Annotated in this window: 18 protein-coding genes; 10 read left to right on the top strand and 8 right to left on the bottom strand. The window is 39.7% G+C overall.

Annotation, left to right across the window (positions count from 1 at the left end; genetic code table 11):
• Positions 1-13 precede the first annotated feature (13 nt).
• The 8 genes from OKW21_RS24615 to ruvC all read right to left on the bottom strand — a co-directional run bounded on the left by OKW21_RS24615 (position 14) and on the right by ruvC (position 6438).
• The gene (locus OKW21_RS24615) at positions 14-994 is read right to left on the bottom strand and encodes a hypothetical protein (RefSeq protein ID WP_277484755.1); all 981 of its coding nucleotides are present in this window, start codon (positions 992-994) and stop codon (positions 14-16) included.
• Between the two features lie 6 nt (positions 995-1000).
• The gene (locus tag OKW21_RS24610) at positions 1001-1414 is read right to left on the bottom strand and encodes a BlaI/MecI/CopY family transcriptional regulator (protein WP_277484753.1); all 414 of its coding nucleotides are present in this window, start codon (positions 1412-1414) and stop codon (positions 1001-1003) included.
• 56 nt (positions 1415-1470) lie between these two features.
• Positions 1471-2142 (bottom strand): energy transducer TonB, encoded by a 672-nt coding sequence (locus OKW21_RS24605; protein ID WP_277484751.1) that lies wholly within the window; start codon positions 2140-2142, stop codon positions 1471-1473.
• Positions 2143-2315: 173 nt separating this feature from the next.
• Positions 2316-3074, bottom strand: a complete 759-nt coding sequence (locus OKW21_RS24600; RefSeq protein ID WP_277484750.1) for an acyl-CoA desaturase — start codon at positions 3072-3074, stop codon at positions 2316-2318.
• A gap of 99 nt (positions 3075-3173) precedes the next feature.
• Positions 3174-3845, bottom strand: coding sequence for a DUF4159 domain-containing protein (locus OKW21_RS24595; protein ID WP_277484747.1), 672 nt, complete (start codon positions 3843-3845; stop codon positions 3174-3176).
• A 172-nt stretch (positions 3846-4017) separates the two neighbouring features.
• Positions 4018-4686 carry an HAD family hydrolase gene (locus tag OKW21_RS24590; RefSeq protein WP_277484741.1) on the bottom strand — a complete coding sequence of 223 codons (669 nt, stop codon included), beginning with the start codon at positions 4684-4686 and terminating at the stop codon, positions 4018-4020.
• A gap of 65 nt (positions 4687-4751) precedes the next feature.
• A complete protein-coding gene (locus OKW21_RS24585) occupies positions 4752-5846 on the bottom strand; it encodes a DUF3616 domain-containing protein (protein ID WP_277484739.1) in 1095 nt (364 codons plus the stop codon).
• A gap of 4 nt (positions 5847-5850) precedes the next feature.
• Positions 5851-6438 (bottom strand): crossover junction endodeoxyribonuclease RuvC, encoded by a 588-nt coding sequence (gene ruvC, locus OKW21_RS24580; protein WP_277484736.1) that lies wholly within the window; start codon positions 6436-6438, stop codon positions 5851-5853.
• Positions 6439-6798: 360 nt separating this feature from the next.
• Here ruvC and OKW21_RS24575 point away from each other — a divergent pair, with 360 nt between their 5' ends.
• The 10 genes from OKW21_RS24575 to OKW21_RS24530 all read left to right on the top strand — a co-directional run bounded on the left by OKW21_RS24575 (position 6799) and on the right by OKW21_RS24530 (position 19753).
• Positions 6799-7827 carry a glycosyltransferase gene (locus tag OKW21_RS24575; protein WP_277484731.1) on the top strand — a complete coding sequence of 343 codons (1029 nt, stop codon included), beginning with the start codon at positions 6799-6801 and terminating at the stop codon, positions 7825-7827.
• Between the two features lie 21 nt (positions 7828-7848).
• Positions 7849-8106, top strand: a complete 258-nt coding sequence (locus OKW21_RS24570; RefSeq protein WP_277484729.1) for a hypothetical protein — start codon at positions 7849-7851, stop codon at positions 8104-8106.
• Positions 8107-8117: 11 nt separating this feature from the next.
• Positions 8118-9401, top strand: a complete 1284-nt coding sequence (locus OKW21_RS24565) for a M16 family metallopeptidase (RefSeq protein ID WP_277484727.1) — start codon at positions 8118-8120, stop codon at positions 9399-9401.
• Positions 9402-9770: 369 nt separating this feature from the next.
• The gene (locus OKW21_RS24560) at positions 9771-10595 is read left to right on the top strand and encodes a CheR family methyltransferase (protein WP_277487783.1); all 825 of its coding nucleotides are present in this window, start codon (positions 9771-9773) and stop codon (positions 10593-10595) included.
• 25 nt (positions 10596-10620) lie between these two features.
• Positions 10621-11214 (top strand): chemotaxis protein CheB, encoded by a 594-nt coding sequence (locus tag OKW21_RS24555; RefSeq protein ID WP_277484724.1) that lies wholly within the window; start codon positions 10621-10623, stop codon positions 11212-11214.
• 4 nt (positions 11215-11218) lie between these two features.
• Positions 11219-12049: a GAF domain-containing protein gene (locus OKW21_RS24550; protein WP_277484722.1), complete on the top strand. Its 831-nt coding sequence runs from the start codon at positions 11219-11221 to the stop codon at positions 12047-12049.
• Between the two features lie 92 nt (positions 12050-12141).
• Complete coding sequence (locus OKW21_RS24545; protein ID WP_277484719.1) at positions 12142-15555, top strand: PAS domain S-box protein; 3414 nt, start codon at positions 12142-12144, stop codon at positions 15553-15555.
• A 33-nt stretch (positions 15556-15588) separates the two neighbouring features.
• The gene (locus OKW21_RS24540; protein WP_277484717.1) at positions 15589-16131 is read left to right on the top strand and encodes a SiaB family protein kinase; all 543 of its coding nucleotides are present in this window, start codon (positions 15589-15591) and stop codon (positions 16129-16131) included.
• Positions 16132-16178: 47 nt separating this feature from the next.
• Positions 16179-16541 carry a DUF1987 domain-containing protein gene (locus OKW21_RS24535; RefSeq protein ID WP_277484715.1) on the top strand — a complete coding sequence of 121 codons (363 nt, stop codon included), beginning with the start codon at positions 16179-16181 and terminating at the stop codon, positions 16539-16541.
• Between the two features lie 128 nt (positions 16542-16669).
• A complete protein-coding gene (locus tag OKW21_RS24530; RefSeq protein WP_277484713.1) occupies positions 16670-19753 on the top strand; it encodes an ATP-binding cassette domain-containing protein in 3084 nt (1027 codons plus the stop codon).
• Positions 19754-19762 lie beyond the last annotated feature (9 nt).

Below are 19762 nucleotides of genomic sequence, written 5' to 3'. Positions count from 1 at the left end.
ATGATTTAGTATTTCAAAAAGTTTTAGTTGCCGGGTACAGGTCTGACATGCTCAGTGTTAAGTTCCCTTCCTCATTAAATGCGAAGTGAAAGTCCATGCTTACCCGGGTATTTACTTTTTTGCCATTTATTACGCCTGACTTCCAGCGTACTTTTGGATCATTCAGTGCTTTGACGATCAGGCCATCCAGTTTATAGGCTTCTTCCAGCTCACTTTCCCGGGTGCTGAAGCCTTCAATGATCTGCGGAGAGTCAGCTTTTCCGCCAATGGTAAATTCTGCCTTCACTAGTCCTTCCATGCTGTAGAAGTTGAAGTAGACGAGTTTATCTTCCAGAAACTTTCTGATGACCTCATGAAAATAGGCCATACCTCTTTTAGGAATTGGAGGGGTATCTACTTCTCTCAGGCCATAGGTTTTGCTGTCATGCGTAAGCTCATCTTCATACATGCTGAGGTAGTTGGTAGTATCTTTAAAAATACCCACTCTCAAGTCTCTGAAGTCAGCTTTTCCCTCAGGAAAGACATAGTGAACCAGGTTCTTATTTGAAAACGCTTTTTCCTTCATAGCTCTGTCCTTTATCCAGTCCCAGTACTGGGGATGACGGACTATGCTAAATCCCCTGCCATCATCTTCCATGAGCCTTTCATCTACCAAAGCCAGTGCCTCCTGATTTTCTGCTTTTTGTGAGATCAATATGGTATTCATGGAATAGTCATCTATGTAATAGTGACGGTTCACATCATCCACTTCAAAAAAATAGTAAAAGCTGTACCGGTGCATTGTATCTTCTTTTACCAGTTCTTCCATCCGCTGCTTGAGCTTATCAGGCAGCAGATCATAATCCGGAAAGCCTGTGCTGGGAAATTTCTCAGGAGCCACTGAGGCATGCTTTGTCTTTGGTTGGCTATCCTCGTCAAACATCGGTAGGACCAAAAGTGCCAGCAGCAAGGCGATGGGTATGATAATGATCGGTTTTTCCTGAATCCAACGCATAGGCTTTTAATTTTTTTCAGCCTCCTCATCGTTTTCTTCCTTGATATCCTGCTCCACATACTTCATCATTTCCTCAAATTCGTGGATGTCCATATCGTTTTCCCGGGCGAAGAAAGAGACTAGCTTATGGAATGAGCCTCCAAAATAGCTACCCACAAAATTTTTGAGGAAGTAACTGCTATACTCCTTTTTACTGATCAGCGGGTAGTATTCATGGGTTTTGCCATAAGCTTTATAAGCGACAAAGCCTTTTTTTTCCAGTATCCGCACAATGGTGGATACTGTATTGTAGGCGGGCTTGGGCTTAGGCATCTCTTCCAGTATATCTTTGACAAATCCTTTTTTGAGTTGCCAGAGAATCTGCATCACTTGTTCTTCGGCCTTTGTTAATTCTTTTACAGAGGGTTTGGGTTCTTTCATAATGCATTAATTCATATCGTAGGCCCACTCAGCGAGTTAGCCTACAAGCTATTTTTTTATTGGAGACTAAATACAATGGGCATACTCATCTGTACCCTTACGGCCCGACCCCGCTGCTTTCCGGGTTTCCATTTGGGCGCGTTGGCCAGCACACGTAAAGCTTCCTGATCACATTCAGGGCTTATGCCTTTGAGTACTTTAAGATTGGTAAGAGAGCCGTCGGTATTGACAACGAACTGTACATACACTTTACCTTCTGTTCCATTGCGGATCGCCTTTTTCGGATAATTCAGGTTTTTGCTTAGATACTGGTAGAAGGATTGCATACCACCGGCGGGAGTAGGCTCTTCTTCTACGAAAATAAAAGGCGTATCATCCGGTTTTTCATCGGGAATGTCTTCAGGTACATACTCTGCAATAGCAGTGGATTGATCAATATCTATGTCAAGCATAAAATCCATGTCTACTTCAGGCTCTTCATCATCAGGTATTGCCTTGATCTCGGGTAATACAGCAGGAGGTTTGGGAGGTTGATGTACAGTTACAGGCATGTCTTTGACTTCATCAAAAACAGTTTCCTGACTGCCAAAATTTACAATAGGGCCTCTGTCGTACGATTTCCATTCAAAGGCCAGTGTAATAATTGCCAGGCTCACTACTAAGCCGATGCTAAAGTGTAGCCCTCGTTTGCTTTCAAGGTTAAAGGTGCGGTTTTTCTTGTTTTCCATAGCTAAGCAGTGTTTGATGATATAAACTAATGTAAAACTAATTTTTTAGTTTATCAACTAATTTATTAGTTGTTTTGAAGAAACTTTCTTTCTTGGCTTACTCTTAAATACCAGAAAGACATAAAAAAACCGCCTTCTGCTGAGCAAAAGGCGGCTATACGGAGTAAGAAAGGCTAGGCTTTCTTAAGTTTCTTTATTTTGATAATCTGTAATTTTTCCAGCATCTTGATCACGGGATAGCTGGGGTCAATCTCAAACCATTTAGCAGCGAAGTCCAGACGCTTGGGCAGACGGTGGTGGTTGTTTTGGAATAATTCTCCCAACATCAGGAAGTCAAACACTAATGTGTTCTTTGACTTATCACGGTTATCATAGTTACTGTAGCCGTACATGTGCCCACACCAGTTTACAATAGCTCCGTGAATGGGTCCCATCAGGTAATGAATAGGTAATAATCCATACATGAGCCAGTGAGTTCCGGGCAACTGAGCAATTGAGATAGCCCAAATATAAAACAAGCTGTAAGCTACGCCCCATGCAGTACGTACCATCCAGTTATCGGCAACTTTTTCAAAAGAATCCCACTCGGGCAAATCTTTAGCAAATCTTGGTTCAGGCTCTACCTCGTGGTTTACATAACCATTGTAGATGTCTTTGGTCTTCCACATCATATCAAATAGGTTTTCGCTGTGATGAGGAGAGTGAGGGTCATGCTCGGTATCACTGTAGGCATGGTGCATACGGTGAAGTATGGCATAAGCCCGGGGACTCAGGTAAGATGAACCCTGCCACATCCAGGTGAATATGAAGAAGAAACGCTCCCAGAAGCGATTCATCGTAAACAGCTTATGTGCTGCATAACGATGTAGGAAGAAAGTCTGGCAAAACAAAGAGAAATACCAGTGGGCAATAAAGAATGCAATAATAATCACTGAGTTGAGAATTTAATATGGATAATACTTTGTGAATAAATGTTTTATTGACGTTAAAGTTCAAACAGCACAACTAATATAAATAAAAGTTTAAATAATTTAGCTCTCCTGAGTGAAAGCAAAAGAAATGATGTTGGCTCCCATTTTGAGGGCCTGCTGTCTCACTTCTTCAGGGTCGTTGTGTATGCGCTGGTCTTCCCATCCATTTCCCAGATCACTTTCGAAGGTGTAAAAGCATACGAGGCGTCCTTCATAAATCAGACCAAAACCTTGGGAAGCATTACCGTCATGCTCGTGAATTTTTGGCAGACCTTTAGAAAAGTTGAATTTTTGGTTATATATGCTATGATCATCAGGTAACTCTACAAATTCCAGTTCAGGAAACACCTTTTTCATCTCTATCCTCACAAATTCATCTAAACCGTAGTTATCATCAATATGAAGAAACCCTCCTGAGATAAGGTATTTTCGGAGATTCTCAGCTTCTTCATCTGAAAATACGACATTGCCGTGACCGGTCATGTAGATGTAAGGGTATAAAAACAGCTCAGGGCTGCCTACTTCCACCACTTCTTCTTCCGGAGCAATTTGCGTGTTGATAGATTCATTACAAAACTTGATGAGATTTGGCAAGGCCGTTTTGTTAGCATACCAATCTCCTCCACCATTGTATTTAAGCTTGGCTATTTTGATTCCACCATTTTGTGCATACAGGCTGGTAATGCTCAAGAAACTGATGAATACCAAAAGAATAGGTGCTTTAAAGTTCATGTACATGAAATTAAGTAAAAAACCAGCTCTTCAAAAAGCTGGTTACTGTTCTTTTATTAAGAGATATTAAGGCCAGTTGGTTCAAAACATAGCAGATAATTCTACAACTAAGTATGAAAAAGTTCTATCTGTGTAGGTTAAAAACCCTATAAGCCCTTTAGCGCTGAACATGCTATAACTTTAGCTCCGCGTATAGCTTTTCTACAGTCAGTCCCATAAAATCATCTACCACATAGTCGGCTTCTCCTGCTTCCAGTTCTTCCCGGCTATGCGTGGTAGCTACAGCAATAACTTTCATGCCGGCGTTTTTACCTGCCTGAATTCCAAGTATAGCATCTTCAAACACAATGCATTGTTCTGGCTTCATATCCAGTTTTTTGGCGGCTGTCAGATATACCTCAGGATCAGGCTTGCCTTTGTTTACCATTGTGTCATCTATGATGGTAGAAAAAAAGAGACGCAGGCCGGTGTTTTCCATGGTAAAATCAACATTGGGAGGCGGAGCAGAGGTAGCTACAGCACGAGGTACGTTTCGTACTTTGAGCTCTTCCAGAAACTCAGGAAGCCCATCGGTAGCCTTGATGTGGGGGCGATACATATCCCGATACACTTTCTCTTTTTCTTCTCCAAGGTCTCGCAACTTCTGTTTTGACAGGTCCTTACCCATGATTTTAGTAAGGATTTCCTCCATGGTTCGCCCATTGACCTTTTGTTTGTACTCTTCTTCAGTCATGGATATATTATGCTCTTCAAAGAATTGAAGCCATGACTTGAGGTGAAACTGGTGGTTATCAACGATGACACCATCCATATCAAATATAATGGCGAGATTACTATTCATAAATTTTTTTGTTTTACTCTTTCTTCGTGGTTATTAATAATTTATAGCCTGAAAATAGACTGACTTTACGACTTATACTCAAATACGTCAGCGTAAGCATCACTGTTACCTACCATACGTTCATCGGCAGGAGCATCATACACAACCATAATATTGTGGTCTTCGGTAAGTGTGACTCCTTCGGCTTTGTCTTTGCCGTAGGGAGTTTCATGTCCCATGGCGATATTAAATATTCTTTCTATACCGTCTCGGTGGGTAATACTTTCTTTGGCATCATCAGGACCGTTTTTCATACGGTAGAGTGCTATGGTGCCATCACAATCCATAGTGGGCCCTGCCAATATCAGCAGATCATTGTCAGCATATGCCAGTTCACGGATGCCCATGCCTCTCAGATGAACAAAATGTTTGCGGTATCTATTTCCGTGTTTGCCGATTTTTTTCAGTTTTAGCTTCTTTCCTTTCTTTTTCTCTTTGACCGCAACTTCCAGGATGATAGCATAACCTCGGAGTACGGGGCCACGAAGTCCCAACATAATACGACCTTTGTGTACTGCGATGCCTTCTATGTCCAGACCATTGTCTTTTCCGGGCAGATGCATAAAGGGAGAGATGTGCTTATCATTGCGCAGCGCTTTGCTCAGCTTACTTTGCTTTTTCCCGGCCTTTACTTTGGCAGCAGTCAGCATTTTTTTTGGATCTTCAGGATGCGGACATTCTTTAAACAGCTCATGCTCTCCTGTTTTTTTGTTCAAGACTACAGGAATACGTGCGAGGGTATAGCGATTTGGGTCGTTTTTTATCTTTTTTAAGGCTTTTACCTGTTTGGAGAGAGATTCATCTTTTTCCGGTTTGTCCCGCTTCAAGCTGTGTGATCCTACTAACCAAAGATAGTGATCAGCATAAGCAATACCTTCAATATCAATTTCATCCTCACCTCCCGGTAAGTGGATAAAGTCACTCATTAGGTAACGGATGTGATTTCCGTACCCCTTATCATTGATGGTGAGCCTTTCCAGTCCCAGCCCTTCGTCAAAGGCCAGCCAAAGGTTACTCCCGGTGCGGGCTACTGTAGAAAGTTCGCTTCTGATTTCACAATCAGCGAAATTACTTTCTTCGTCAAACTGAAGAAGAATTTTCTCATGCTTAGGTTTATTCATATTCTTATCCTTTAACACGCTCAGGGTTATCTGCTACAAAAGCCTTCCAGCTTTTGGCTTGTCTTACCGGAGTGGCTTTTTGGTAGTGATGACAGAGTGCTACCGCAAGAGCGTCGGTAGCATCCAGGAGTTGTTGTTCGGCAGAAGGTTGCTCAGGAAATTTCAGCAGACTTTGCAACATATGTGCTACCTGTTCTTTAGAAGCATTACCATTGCCGGTGACCGATTGCTTGACTTTCTTGGGAGCATATTCCACGATAGGGATCTGGCAGCTCAGTGCAGCAGCCATAGCTACCCCCTGTGCCCGGCCTAACTTGAGCATAGACTGTACATTTTTACCATAAAAGGGAGCTTCTAAAGCTACCTCGTCTGGAGAGTACTCATTGATAAGGCCAAGCACGCGCTCAAATATTTTTTTTAGCTTTAGTTCGTGCTGCTTGTATTTGGTAAGCCGAATAACCCCGTATTGTAAGAGTTCGATCTGCTTATGCTTCTTGTGGTCAACACGGATACTCAATATGCCATAGCCCATCACCTGAGTGCCAGGGTCAATTCCTAGAATTATCTTCTCCTGCAAATCTGTCTGTTGCATTTTACCAATTAACTGTTTACGCAGAACCAGGGCAAGATACAATCCATATGTTTACAAACCAATGCTGAGCCGTGTACAGTCTTATGGGGTTGAAGCTCAGGAACAAGCTATGGGGCAGATAAAATTGTATGTTATGAGTAATTAATTTGACATAAATACAAAGTGAGAATAAAAAGTAGTATTGAAATGGGTTAAGTTTTTTCCCTGCCATACCTTTGATCATATAAGTATCTGCCCATGCTGATAGTCCTGTTATGCTTTTTGTCCTTCATCTATATTTGTCTTACAATCAGTTTATGGTACTACTGGCAACAAATACCATTCTTTACAACACAGGCTGGCTTCAGGAGTCATCAAAAGGTGAGTATCATTATACCTATTCGTAACGAAGCACAAAATATTATTTCTTTGCTGGAAGATATCAACCAACAATGCTGGCTGAATGATACTGTATTTACTAAAGATCAATTGGAGGTGATTGTAGTAGATGATTATTCAGTGGATAAGTCTGTGGAATTAGTCAGGTCATTTAACAATACTCATTTTGATTTGTGTTTATGCCAACTGGACTTACCTAAGGATTTTGAAGGTTCGCATAAGAAGCTGGCAATTAGTCAGGCTGTGGCAAAGGCTAAAGGAGAAATCATAATAACCACAGATGGAGACTGCCGGGTTGGCAAGTATTGGATAGCTACAATATTACAGTTTTTTCAGGCTCGGGATGCAGTGATGGTATCCGGACCGGTGACCTTTACAGTAACGAAGTCATTTTTCGAAAAATTGCAAAGAATAGAGTTTGCCAGCCTGATTGGTGCCGGAGCAGCGAGTCTGAAAGCTGGGCAGCCCAACATGTGTAATGGTGCCAACCTGTCTTTTATCAAAAAAGCTTTTGTAGAAGTAGGAGGGTACAGCGATAGTATGCATATCCCTTCGGGAGATGATGAGTTTTTGATGCAAAAGATTCATAGAAAATTTACCGGACAAACCTTTTTTTTAAAAAGCAAGGATGCGGTGGTTCGTACTGGGACACAAAGAAGTTTGAAGAACTTTTATCATCAGCGTAAGCGTTGGGCAGGAAAATGGAAACTACATAAACGGGTGTCCACAGCTTTGCTGGCAATATTTATTTTTACTTTTCATGCCTTACTAATCACTGCTCTGATTCTGAGCATAAGCGGGTATTTTTCCTGGCCAATAATACTGACAGTACTTTTAATAAAAGGAATAGCAGAGTTTGTCTTCTTAAAAGCAGTGTTGCATGATATGAACGAAAAACTGTCGGTGCCTAACTTTTTTGCCTTGCAGTTAATTTATTCTCTATATGCTGTTTTCTTTGGGATAGTCGCTAACTTTGGCGGTTATCAATGGAAAGAAAGACAATACAATTAGTTTCTGAAAAAATAATATTCTATGACGGACATAGAGTTTGATGTATTGGATGAACTTTATTTTGTAATTGGTTTCAATCAACTGCAGCAAGAGTTAGATATAGGAGAAGATACGTTAAAGGAAACCCTGCGTGCACTGCTCAATAAGGGTTGGATTAAGTGTTTTCTAAGTGTTGGAGGAGAAGCGGTTCAGGGCGAAATAGATTTTGATAACAAGTATAAAAAATATTATTACCTGGCCAGTAAAACAGGCTTGCTGGCACATAATGGGAGAATGTAAAGAAAGACTATATGACATTAGACAGAAGAGTGGCACCACCTGCCAGGCCTATCAGGCATATTGACTTTTTGGAAGCAGAGACTACCCAACTTTCCAATGGTATCCCGGTTCATATGATCAGATCAGGCAAGCAGCCAGTAGTAGGTTTAGAGTTAATATTCAGGCACGGAGGTATCAGGCATGAGCAAAAGAATGGCGTAGCTTTTTTTACCAATAAGATGTTGGCTGAGGGAACGGAGCAAAATAATTCAGTCACCATTTCCAATGAAATAGATAAGTACGGAGCGTTTCTACAACTTTCTCCTGGCCTGGATTATTCGTCGGTTGATATGTACATGTTGACCAGACATACCCAGCCGCTGCTGAATACGCTCAGAGAATTGATTACGGAATCCGTATTTCCTGAAGATGAATTCCAAAAGTTAAAGACGATACAGCTACAGCATTTAAAATTGCATAATAAAAAATCAAATGCGTTGGCTTCCAAAAAATTTAAGGCGGCACTCTTCGGAGCTCAACATCCGTATGGTCGGACTTTGCAGGAAGAAGACATCCCTTCAATTACATCAAATGAGCTGAAGGCTTTTTTTCAGCACCAACTGAAGAATCAATTGGAGATCATCATTTCCGGTGACGTAAACACAGAGGTACTTCAGGCAGTAGAACAATATTTTGGTGGTTTGCCCTTGGTAGCAAGCTCCCCTTCTGAAGATGATCTACCCGAAGCAGTACTTACGCAAAAAAAGAGAACCGTTATTGAGCGAGCAGAAAACCTGCAATCATCCATCCGGATGGGTTGCCCTATGCTTACAAAAAATCACCCTGACTATAATAAGATGAAAATCTTGAATACAATACTAGGAGGCTATTTCGGCTCAAGGCTGATGCGTAATATTCGTGAAGATAAAGGGTTTACATACGGTATCAATTCCGGGCTGATTACGCTGCGCGATGCGGGGTATTTTGTAATAGGTACTGAGGTAAAAAAAGAGTTTACAGCGCAGGTTATTGAAGAAATTTATAGAGAAATGGCTCATTTACGAGATGTGCCCTTAGGCAATACGGAGCTAAATACCGTAAAAAACTACATGGCTGGAAGATTAATGGCATCTGTTGACACGCCTTTTGCTTTGGCTGAAAAATTCAAAAATATCCATCTTTATGGACTCACCTATAATTTCTACAAAAGCTATCTGAATACCATCAATACCATTGATGCAGCTAGTTTACAGGAAATGGCTAAGAAGTACCTGGTAGAAGAAAATATGGTAGAAGTCATTGTTGGCGCTTATTAACAATACTTTTTTAGTCATACTCAAAAAGTCGTCACGGTGAAAAGAGGTGTGCGACTTTTTTTTTGTCGTCGCATTATTTTTAAAGACGTTCACTTCTTTAGTACTTCATATTCTTGTAAAGAAATTTGTTTGTACTGGCATTTCTCCAGCAATCCGGGGCTTGATGTTCATAACATTACATAGCCTTTCTGTCTCCTTATAGCTCTCCTGCTAAAGCTTCTGTGATTTTAGCTTATTTTGCAATGCTATGTAAAAATAGCCACAGCCGGAAAGGCGGTAATCGTTATAATAATTCAGGATAAGAATATGCTCGATAGTCAGAGAATTATACCTAGTATAGGAGGAGTAAACAGAACTTTTAATAGCAAAATGCAGGAAATAGAGATTGCCGATATAAGACGTATCACTGAAATAGTCAAAAACTGCCATGGTTATGATTTTACCGATTACGCGATGTCATCCTTTAAGAGGAGGATACAACGTATTCTGGAACTGCATAAATTTTCTTCTGTAGAACAATTGATCAAGAAAATTGAGACTGACCCTGTCTTCTTTGAGACTTTTCTAGCTGAAATTACCGTGAATGTGACAGAAATGTTTCGTGACCCCTCTTTCTGGAGAGAAATACGAGATCATATCATCCCTAACATATTGCTCAACCACGATACATTTAGCATCTGGCATGCTGGCTGTTCTTCAGGGGAAGAAGTTATTTCTATGACTATCTTACTCAAAGAAATGGGGATACTGGAAAAGGTTAACATCATAGCTACTGATATAGACAAGCCTATTCTTAATAGAGCTATGAAAGCAGAGTACTCTCTGAAGAATATGGAGTTAAATGAAAAGAACTACATACGTTATCAGGGTACAGAGTCAGTCAGAAATTACTATGAAGAAAAGAATGGATTAGCAGTTTTCGACAAATCACTTCTGGAAAGAGTTTCCTTTAGAAATTTTGATTTAGTAAGAGGCACCCCTTTTAACAAGTTTGATTTGATCCTCTGCCGAAATGTAATGATCTACTTCAACCAAAATCTGCAGAATGAGGTCCTGAAAAAGTTACATGAAAGCTTATTTAAATATGGATATCTGGCAATAGGCTCCAAGGAATCTTTAATCTGGTGTGAAATAGCGAACCGATTTATTGTCGCTAATAACGAAGAAAAAATCTACAAAAAGATAAAGGAATAGGGAAAGATTAAGGGTAGCAAGTAACATGAGCCAGTATAATTTAAGCAATATATATAAAGCTGTTGTCATTGGAGGGTCAGCGGGGAGTTTTCAGGGAGTAACTAAGATTTTGTCTAGTATTCCTGAAGATTTTGAGCTCCCTATTGTTATGTGCTTACATCGTCTCAAGCATGTGCGTAACGGATTCGTAGAAGCTCTTTCTATTAAAAGCATCAAAGAGGTTACAGAGCCTACCGACAAAGAAAGCATAAAAAAAGGGGGAGTATATTTAGCTCCTTCCAATTACCATCTTTCGGTGGAATTGGGAAATCGGTTTTCACTTTCTACTGAAGAGATGATCAATAATTCTCGTCCGGCCATAGATATTACGCTGGAGACAGCGGCCTATGTTTTTAAACATAAACTGATAGGAATATTGCTTTCAGGTGCCAATCGTGATGGAGCTGTGGGCATGATGAAAATTAAGCAAAGAGGAGGAATGACAATCGTCCAAGACCCTGGCGAATGCATGATTGATACTATGCCCAAAGCTGCTCTGCAACTGACAGACATTGATCATGTGCTGAAAGTAGACCAGATATTAGATTTTCTAAAAGAATTAAATAAACTATATAAATAAAGTTATGCAAGCTATTACAAAGAGATTAGGCTTTACTTTTACTATCTTATTCTTCGTAGGGGTAGCTTTCTCAGCCTATACTTTATACCAACTACCCGATCAAATGATGCAAGCTGTTCCAGCGGTAGATTTGAATGTAGTTGGGCAATTACAACCCATTCTTTTCAGGCTGCATCTCATTGCAGGTATAACAGCTTTGTTAGGTTTAAGTGCTGCGACTGTACTTATCTCAGACAGTCGTGTTTATAAGAATCAAGTAGCTTCAAAAGCCAAAAATTTTGGAAGCAAAGAACAGGAACATGAAATTGAAAGTACAGCCGATTCTGAAAAAGACATCTTTATAGATCAGGAAGCTATTGAGAAAATACTCTCATCTGAAGATGATATGACATCTGCTTTCAATAAAGCATTATCCGTAGTATGTAAAGCGTTAGAGGCCAGCCAGGCGACAGCTTACATTAGTCGTCAGGATGAAGACTCAAATTACATAGAACTGTTTGCTTCATATGCTTACCATTTACCTGAAGGTGAAAAGAAAATATTCAGGTATGGGGAAGGGTTGGCCGGTCAGGTAGCTAAAGAAGGTAATCTGGTGAATATTAATGCTGTACCTGAAGGGTACATTCAAATCATTTCTGGGCTAGGGGGGGCTTCACCACGTCATTTGATAATTATCCCCCTCAAAGAAGCTGATGAAGTTATTGGAGTGGTGGAAATCGCTTCATTCCATGCTTTCACTTCGCAGCATGAGTCAGCATTACTGCAGACTTTTGATAAACTAACGCTAAAACTTGTAAATGATGACAATGTAAGTTTAGAAAAAGCTAAACGCTAAAAAAAAGTCATTTATCTCGCATTTTGCGGTAGCTTATTTACTGCGCGAATAGCTGAACACAATATTAATATCAAAGCCATAGTGTATAAAGTATGTTTAAGAAGATAAATATAAGTAGTAAGATAACTGGATTGGTATTAACAGTGGTGCTAATCACTGTAGTAGCTATCAGTTTCACTGCTTACAATTTGGTAAATAGAAATTTGCAGGATCAGTACCTTAGAAGACTGGAAGTTATTACCCGTCTGAAAAAGAGCCAGCTTGAGACTTTCTTCGGTCAGCAGAAGTCAGGTATAAAAGAGTTAGTAGTGGCTTTCTCTAGTGCGCAGGTGATGGAATCTATCAATAGTGGGGAAAGTGAAGATAGTACAGCAGCATATCAGCTGATAGCGAATGAAACTCAGAAACTACTTAGAAACAACACTGATCTACATCATATCTATTTACTTGATACACAGGGCAAAATTCTATATACTAATGATGATGATCCGGTACAACAGGCAGGTGAATACTTTGCGTCTCCTGATGTTGATGCGCTGAATCACTCCTTGTCATCTATATATTTCAGCAATATTTATCAGAAAGAAAATGCGCACTTTTTAGCGATGGGAATGCCATTGAGTAGTCATAATGGTATTCTGATGACCGAAATTAAGGCAGCACCTGTCTTCTCAATGGTTAATGATACCACTGGATTGGGTGAAAGTGGTGAAATTATTTTAAGCAAAAAATACAAAAACAAAGCAATTTGTTTAAACCCTAGCCGCCATATCGGAAATGCAGCCTTGGCCAAAGGAGTAACATTGGGGGATGTAAAGCAAAAAGCAATGCAACGTGCCGCAGAGATGACTGCTGGGGCTTCAATTGACAAAGATTACAGAGAAAAAGCCGTTTTGGCATCTTGGGATTATATCCCTATAGTAGAGTGGGGGATCATTAGTAAAATTGATACTGATGAGATCCAGGCTAACCTTCAGGGAATGATAATGAAATTCCTGATTGCCGGTGCTATCGTGGTACTTGTCGCTTTATTGATAAGTATTGTATTCTCGCGCTTCTTAATAGGGCCACTGTTATCTCTTAAAGAAATATTTAAGCAGATGAATCAGGGGATATTACCGGAAAGTGTGGTTAAGCATAGTGATGATGAAATTGGACAAATGGCTGAGGTAACCGGCCAATTTGCCATGTCGCTTAGAAGAACCGCTGAATTTGCTCATGAGATAGGAGAAGGAGATTTTGATTCAGAATTTACACCTTTAAGTGAGGAAGACACACTGGGAAATGCACTTATTAATATGCGTAACAGTATTCAGGAATCCGAGAAAAGAGATAGGGAGCGTAACTGGATTGTTACTGGTGTAGCAGAAATCGGTGATATACTTCGCTCACATAATAACCTTGAGGAACTTGGGGACGAGGTGGTAGCTTATGTGACCAAAAAAATTAATGCTATTCAGGGTGCTTTTTATGTGGTTAATGATGAGGATAAAGACAACACATTTATAGAAATGAAGGCCAGCTATGCTTATAATAAGAAAAAGCACTTAAAAGGCCGGTTTAAGTTTGCAGAAGGTCTTGTTGGACAGTCAGCCATAGAACAGGATACTATCCTACGTACCGAAATTCCTTATGAATATGTTTCAGTGACTTCCGGTTTGCTGGGAGATCAGCGGCCTGAGGCTTTACTCATCGTACCGCTTATAGCCAATGAGGAGGTGTATGGAGTGCTGGAATTTGCCGGCTTTGAGAAGTTCAGTGCTCGTGATGTCAAGTTTGTGGAAGAGATCAGTTTGATTATCGCCCGTACGGTTTTCAATATTAAGGTAAACGAAAAAACGCGTAATCTGCTGAGCGAATCTCAGAAAATGAGTAATGAACTGCAGGAACAACAAGAAGTGCTGCGCCAGAATGCCGAAGAGATGCAAGCTACGCAGGAAGAGTTACAGCGCTCAAATCAGCAGTTAGAAGAACAGGTTAATGAAGTAGAGCGTACCCAGAAACGTATGGCTTCACTTTTGGAGAATGCCTCTGAGGTAATTACGATTTATGAAGAAAATGGAAATATTCGCTATATCAGTCCATCGGTAGAAAGAATATTTGGCTACAGCCAACAGGAGATGATTGGGCAGAGTGATCTACAATATATCAAAACAGATGGAGTAGAAGTATTTAGCCAGATGTTTCAAACTTTACTGGATAATCCTAAAGAGTCTGTTACTGTACAATATGTCTATCAGACCAAGGATAACAGTGAAGTATGGGTAGAAACAACTGGTAACAACTTGCTGGATGACCCTGCGGTAAATGGAATTGTACTTAACTCTCGTGATATTACGGAAAGAAAAAGAGCCGAGCAGGAAGAGCGTATGCGTAGTAAAATGCAAGCGCTTTCTGAGAACTCCCCTGACCTTATTACCAGATTTGACCAGGAAGGCACTTTCTTCTATATCAACCCTACGATTGAGACGTATACTGGTAAGAAGCCTGACCACTTTCTACATAAGCATATTGATGAGTCAGGTCTTAATTCATCAGTAGTGGAACAGTGGTTGCAGATACTCAATGATGTAAAGGAAACTCAGGGTAAAGTAGCTAAAGAAATTGGTTTCCCTGCTGAGGATGGAGAGCACATCATGCATGTCAATGCTATACCAGAATTTGATGAAGGAGACAGTTTAGAGTCGGTACTCGTAGTATCACATGATATTACAGAAAGAAAGCTGATTGAGCTTGAGATTCAGAATAAAAATAAAAAGATTAATGATAGTATTAATTACGCACAGCGTATACAAGGTGCTATTCTTCCTGATAACAGAATTATTAGAAGTGTATTTCCAGAGTCATTTATCTTTTACAAAGCCAAAGATGTAGTTAGCGGAGACTTCCCGTGGTTCTTACAGAGAGGTGAAGATATGTTCATCGCAGCGGTAGACTGTACGGGTCATGGAGTACCGGGAGCGCTTATCTCTCTGATCGGTTATTTCTTATTGAATGATATCGTAAGAAGTAGAAAGATTACTGAGCCAGGTGAAATCCTGGACCAGCTGGACGAAGGTGTGACACAAACACTTCGTCAGGATAGTGATGGCTCCAAATCAAAGGATGGCATGGATATTTCTCTCTGCCGTATTAATAAGAACCAGGTGCAGTATGCGGGAGCTCACCGTCCTCTGTACCATATGCAGAAGGGGGAAATGAATGAAATTAAGGGAGATAAATTTCCTATTGGAGGTGGAATCTTCAAAAACCAGACAAACTTCACTACTCATACGCTGAAGATGAGTAAAGGTGACTCAATCTATTTCTGCTCTGATGGTTTCCCTGATCAATTTGGAGGTCCTGACAACAGAAAGTTCGGTCCTAAACGTACAAGAGCGCTGATTGAAGAAAACCATACGCTTCCTATGGATGAAGTACATAATATTTTTGCTAGCACCTGGGAAGAATGGCAAGGCGAAGAGAAACAGACAGATGATGTATTAATGATCGGTATTAAATTTTAATAAATTAATTAAGGTAACCAAAATCACAGAGTCATGAAATATGTGTATGACTTACACAAATCAATGCGCGAGCAAAATCTGATTTTAGTGTACGAAGGAGAATTTACTCAAGAAATTACTAAGTCAGTGCTTTCGATGGCAGAGCGAAACATGGATTCCATGGGAGAAGAATCTTCTATTAAAAGAAAAGTCTTTAACGTAATGGTTGAGTGTCTCCAGAATATTGTAAAGCATGGTGAAGGGTATAAGGTAGACGAAAGTGTCAGTTATGATGCTGTGTTTATGATTGGCAAAAAGAACGATGAGTACATCATTGCTTCTGGTAACCCGCTTTATAATGTTGACGTGGAGAAGCTTAAATGTAAGCTTGACCAGGTAAACGAACTTGATAAAGATGGGCTTAAGCAGCTTTACAAGGAGATAATAAAAAGCACTACAATTTCCGAGAAGGGTGGTGCTGGACTTGGCTTTGTAGATATGGCAAGAAAATCAGGTAGGAAGCTTGAGTACGAGTTTATCCCTATGGATAATGAACGCTCTTTCTTCGCGCTGAGGACCACCATTGGAAGAGAGTAATTTATGCTCATGTATAATAAGTTTTAACCCAAATAAAGCGAACTATAATGGAAATTTTAAATTTAGAAGGAACAGAAGATACTCCTAAAATTATTCTAGATAAAGCAAATGGTATTTTTGAAATCTCAGGAAGATCATTACCTGAAGATTCGGCAGAGTTTTATCAGCCAGTATTAGACTGGTTAGAAACTTATGCGGCTGAACCTAACCCCAGCAGTGAGTTTGTCTTTAAACTTGAATATTTTAATACTGCCTCATCAAAACTGATTTTAGATGTACTGTCAAAACTTGAAGATATCAGTGGGGCCAAGATACATTGGTACTTTCATGAAGATGATGAAGATATGGAGGAGGCCGGACAGGAGTTTTCTGAGCTTGTTGAGGTAGATTTTGAGTTTAGTACTTACTAATAATCACTTGTCTAGCTACTGACAATTACTTGCATAACAAGTTTTTTAAGGCTATTTGCTACTCACTTTTTTCCTTTTAGAGAAAAGCCACATTAAAAGTATATCTATATCAGAACCAGTAGAATAACATGAGCGAGGAAATACTTAAAGCATTAACCCAGCTTTTTGCTATTATCACCAAGCAGGATGGAGGAGTTACAGACACTGAGCGTAATTTTGTTATCAACTTCTTTAAACAAGAGCTAGATCATGACTCAATAAAAGAATATGTTGAGCTTTATGATCAGTTTGCCGAATATGGCAAAGAAGAAGAAGAAGGAGAGGAAGTACAGGTAAGGAAGAAGAAACTTACCTCAGTTAAAGATTCTGTAAAGACATTGGCGATATGTAAGAAGATTAACAAAACTCTTACACAAAAGCAGAAAGTAGTCGTTTTGGTTAAGTTACTGGAGTTGGTAGGTTCTGATGGTAACTTTACGGATCAACGAATTGATATTATTGATACCGTATCCCGTGCTTTTAATATTGTAAAAGATGAGTTTAAGCTGATTGAGGGCTTCGCCTTAAATCTCCCTGAGAGCCGAAACGATTTTGAAGATATCTTGGTAGCAAGTGCTACGACAGAGAATATCACAGCGGCCAAGCATATTCATACGGATATTAGCGGAGAGATTATTTTTCTGAGGGTAAATAGTGTTGACCTTTATTTTGTCAAATATCTAGGGCAGGACGATGTAGTATTGAATGGTTTCATTATGAAACCCAATCAGTCTTATTTGTTTTCCAATGGTAGCACGATCAAGGCTCCTACGGGTTCTGCTCTTTACTATAGTGACCTGATCAGGAACTTTATTTCTGAAGTATCTACTACCAAGATTTCTTTCAATGCTAAGAATCTTGAGTTTCGTTTCCCTAACAATGCCATTGGCCTTAGAGATATCAATATTGCTGAAGGGCCAGGCAAATTAATAGGGATCATGGGGGCTAGTGGTGCAGGTAAAACCACTTTGCTTAATGTACTAGCTGGTATAGAAACACCTTCAGATGGAGAAGTTACTATCAATGGGTTTAATATTCATCTGCAAAAAGATCAGATTCAGGGGGTGATCGGCTATGTATCTCAGGATGACTTGCTGATTGAAGAACTTACGGTTTATGAAAATCTCTACTATAACGCAAAGCTTTGTTTTGCAAATAAGAAAGAGGAAGAAATCCATAAGCTTGTACTAGCTACACTGGAAAGCCTGGGACTCGAGCATCGTAAAGATCTGAAGGTAGGAAGTGTGCTTGACAAGACGATAAGCGGTGGTCAGCGGAAAAGGTTGAATATTGCACTAGAGCTTATTCGTGAGCCTGCTGTAATGTTTGTAGACGAACCCACCTCTGGTCTGTCTTCACGCGATTCTGAAAATGTTATTGACCTTCTGAAAGAACTTACCCTCAAGGGGAAGCTTATCTTTGTTGTTATCCATCAACCTTCGTCAGACATATATAAGATGTTTGACAAGATGTATTTATTGGACACCGGAGGCTATCCTATATTTTATGGTAATCCTGTGGAAGCAGTGACCTATTTTAAAAGAGCTTCTAACCAGGTAGACGCAGAACGGGGGCAGTGCCATGAATGTGGTAATGTAAACCCTGAGCAGGTATTCAACATCATTGAAGCTAAGGTAGTAGATGAATACGGTCAGTTTACCAACAAACGAAAAGTCTCTCCTCCACAATGGCATGAAATGTATCAGGAGAGCTTTAATATTGAAAGTGTTGCCGAAGAAAAAGATGCTCCACCTAAGTCATTAAGTATTCCTTCCAGAATCAAGCAAACTGTACTTTTTACTATTCGCGATACCTTATCGAAAGTAAGTAACAAACAATACATGCTGATTAATTTTCTGGAAGCTCCAGTGTTAGCGCTTTTCTTATCACTAATCATTAAGTATAAAGATGCAGGCAGCCTAGTTTATTCATTTCGTTTTAATGAGAATATTCCTGCTTATTTGTTGATGTCTATTGTAGTAGCCTTGTTTATGGGGCTAACAGTAAGTGCGGAGGAGATTATCCGAGATCGCAAAATACTCAAGCGGGAATCTTTTCTGAATTTAAGTTGGAATAGTTACCTGTCATCTAAAGTATTAATTCTTTTTGCTCTCTCTGCAGTCCAGACACTTACTTTTGTGATTATTGGTAATTCTATTCTGGAAATTAAAGAAATGACGCTGAGTTTCTGGCTGGTTTTATTTTCAGTTTCCTGCTTTGCATGTATTCTGGGATTAAATGTTTCTGCATCTTTTAATTCTGCCGTCACCGTTTACATACTGATTCCATTACTGCTGATTCCTCAACTTATCTTATGCGGATTGTTATTCAATTTTGATAAACTGAATAGTATGATCAGCTCTAAGGGAGAGGTCCCCATCGTGGCAGATATGATGGCTTCACGCTGGGCTTACGAAGCAATGGCAGTGTACCAGTTTCAAGAGAATTCTTACGAGAGACCTTATTATGAGCTTGAGAAACAAGAACGCCAGGCAGATTTTAAATCTGCGTATTTGATTCCTGAACTGGAAAGTAAGCTACAGTTTGTAGTAGAGCACGTGGGGGATGAGCGTGATTCAGTTCGGAGTCTCGTTCTAAAAGATTTACATATATTAAAAACTGAACTTACAAAAGAAGCTTATAAAGAAGGGCTAGAGGATACTGATCTAAATTCATTGTTTACGCTTGAGGGTTTAAGTCAAGCTAACATCAATAAGGTAAATGCCTATTTTGAAGGAATGAAGAAGCACTATATGCAGAGCTTTAATAAGGCAGTAGAGAAGCAGGAAAAGTTAGTGTACTACTTTGAAAGCCAACCAGGCATTGAGTATGATTTGAATGACTATAAAAATAGGTACTTTAATGAGAGCTTAGCTGATTTGGTGCGTAATATCAATGTTTCCGACCGTATCATAGAGTATGAAGGTAAACTATTACAACGTATAGACCCTGTTTTTAATGAGCCTATGGTAAATACTGGCTTCTTTAATTATAGAACTCACTTCTTTGCCCCCAAGAAACAGTTTGCAGGTAAGTTAATGGATACTTATTACTTTAATATCGCTGTAATCTGGTTGATGACAATTGTGTTGTATATCACTTTGTATTACGAATTGTTTGCCAAACTTATGGAGCGTATCGGCAACCTTAAAATTCCTACCCTAAGTAAATAATCTGTTTTG

It is taken from the genome of Catalinimonas alkaloidigena (assembly GCF_029504655.1).
Taxonomy (GTDB): Bacteria; Bacteroidota; Bacteroidia; order Cytophagales; family Cyclobacteriaceae; genus Catalinimonas; species Catalinimonas alkaloidigena.
This window is presented reverse-complemented; position numbering and strand designations above follow the sequence as displayed.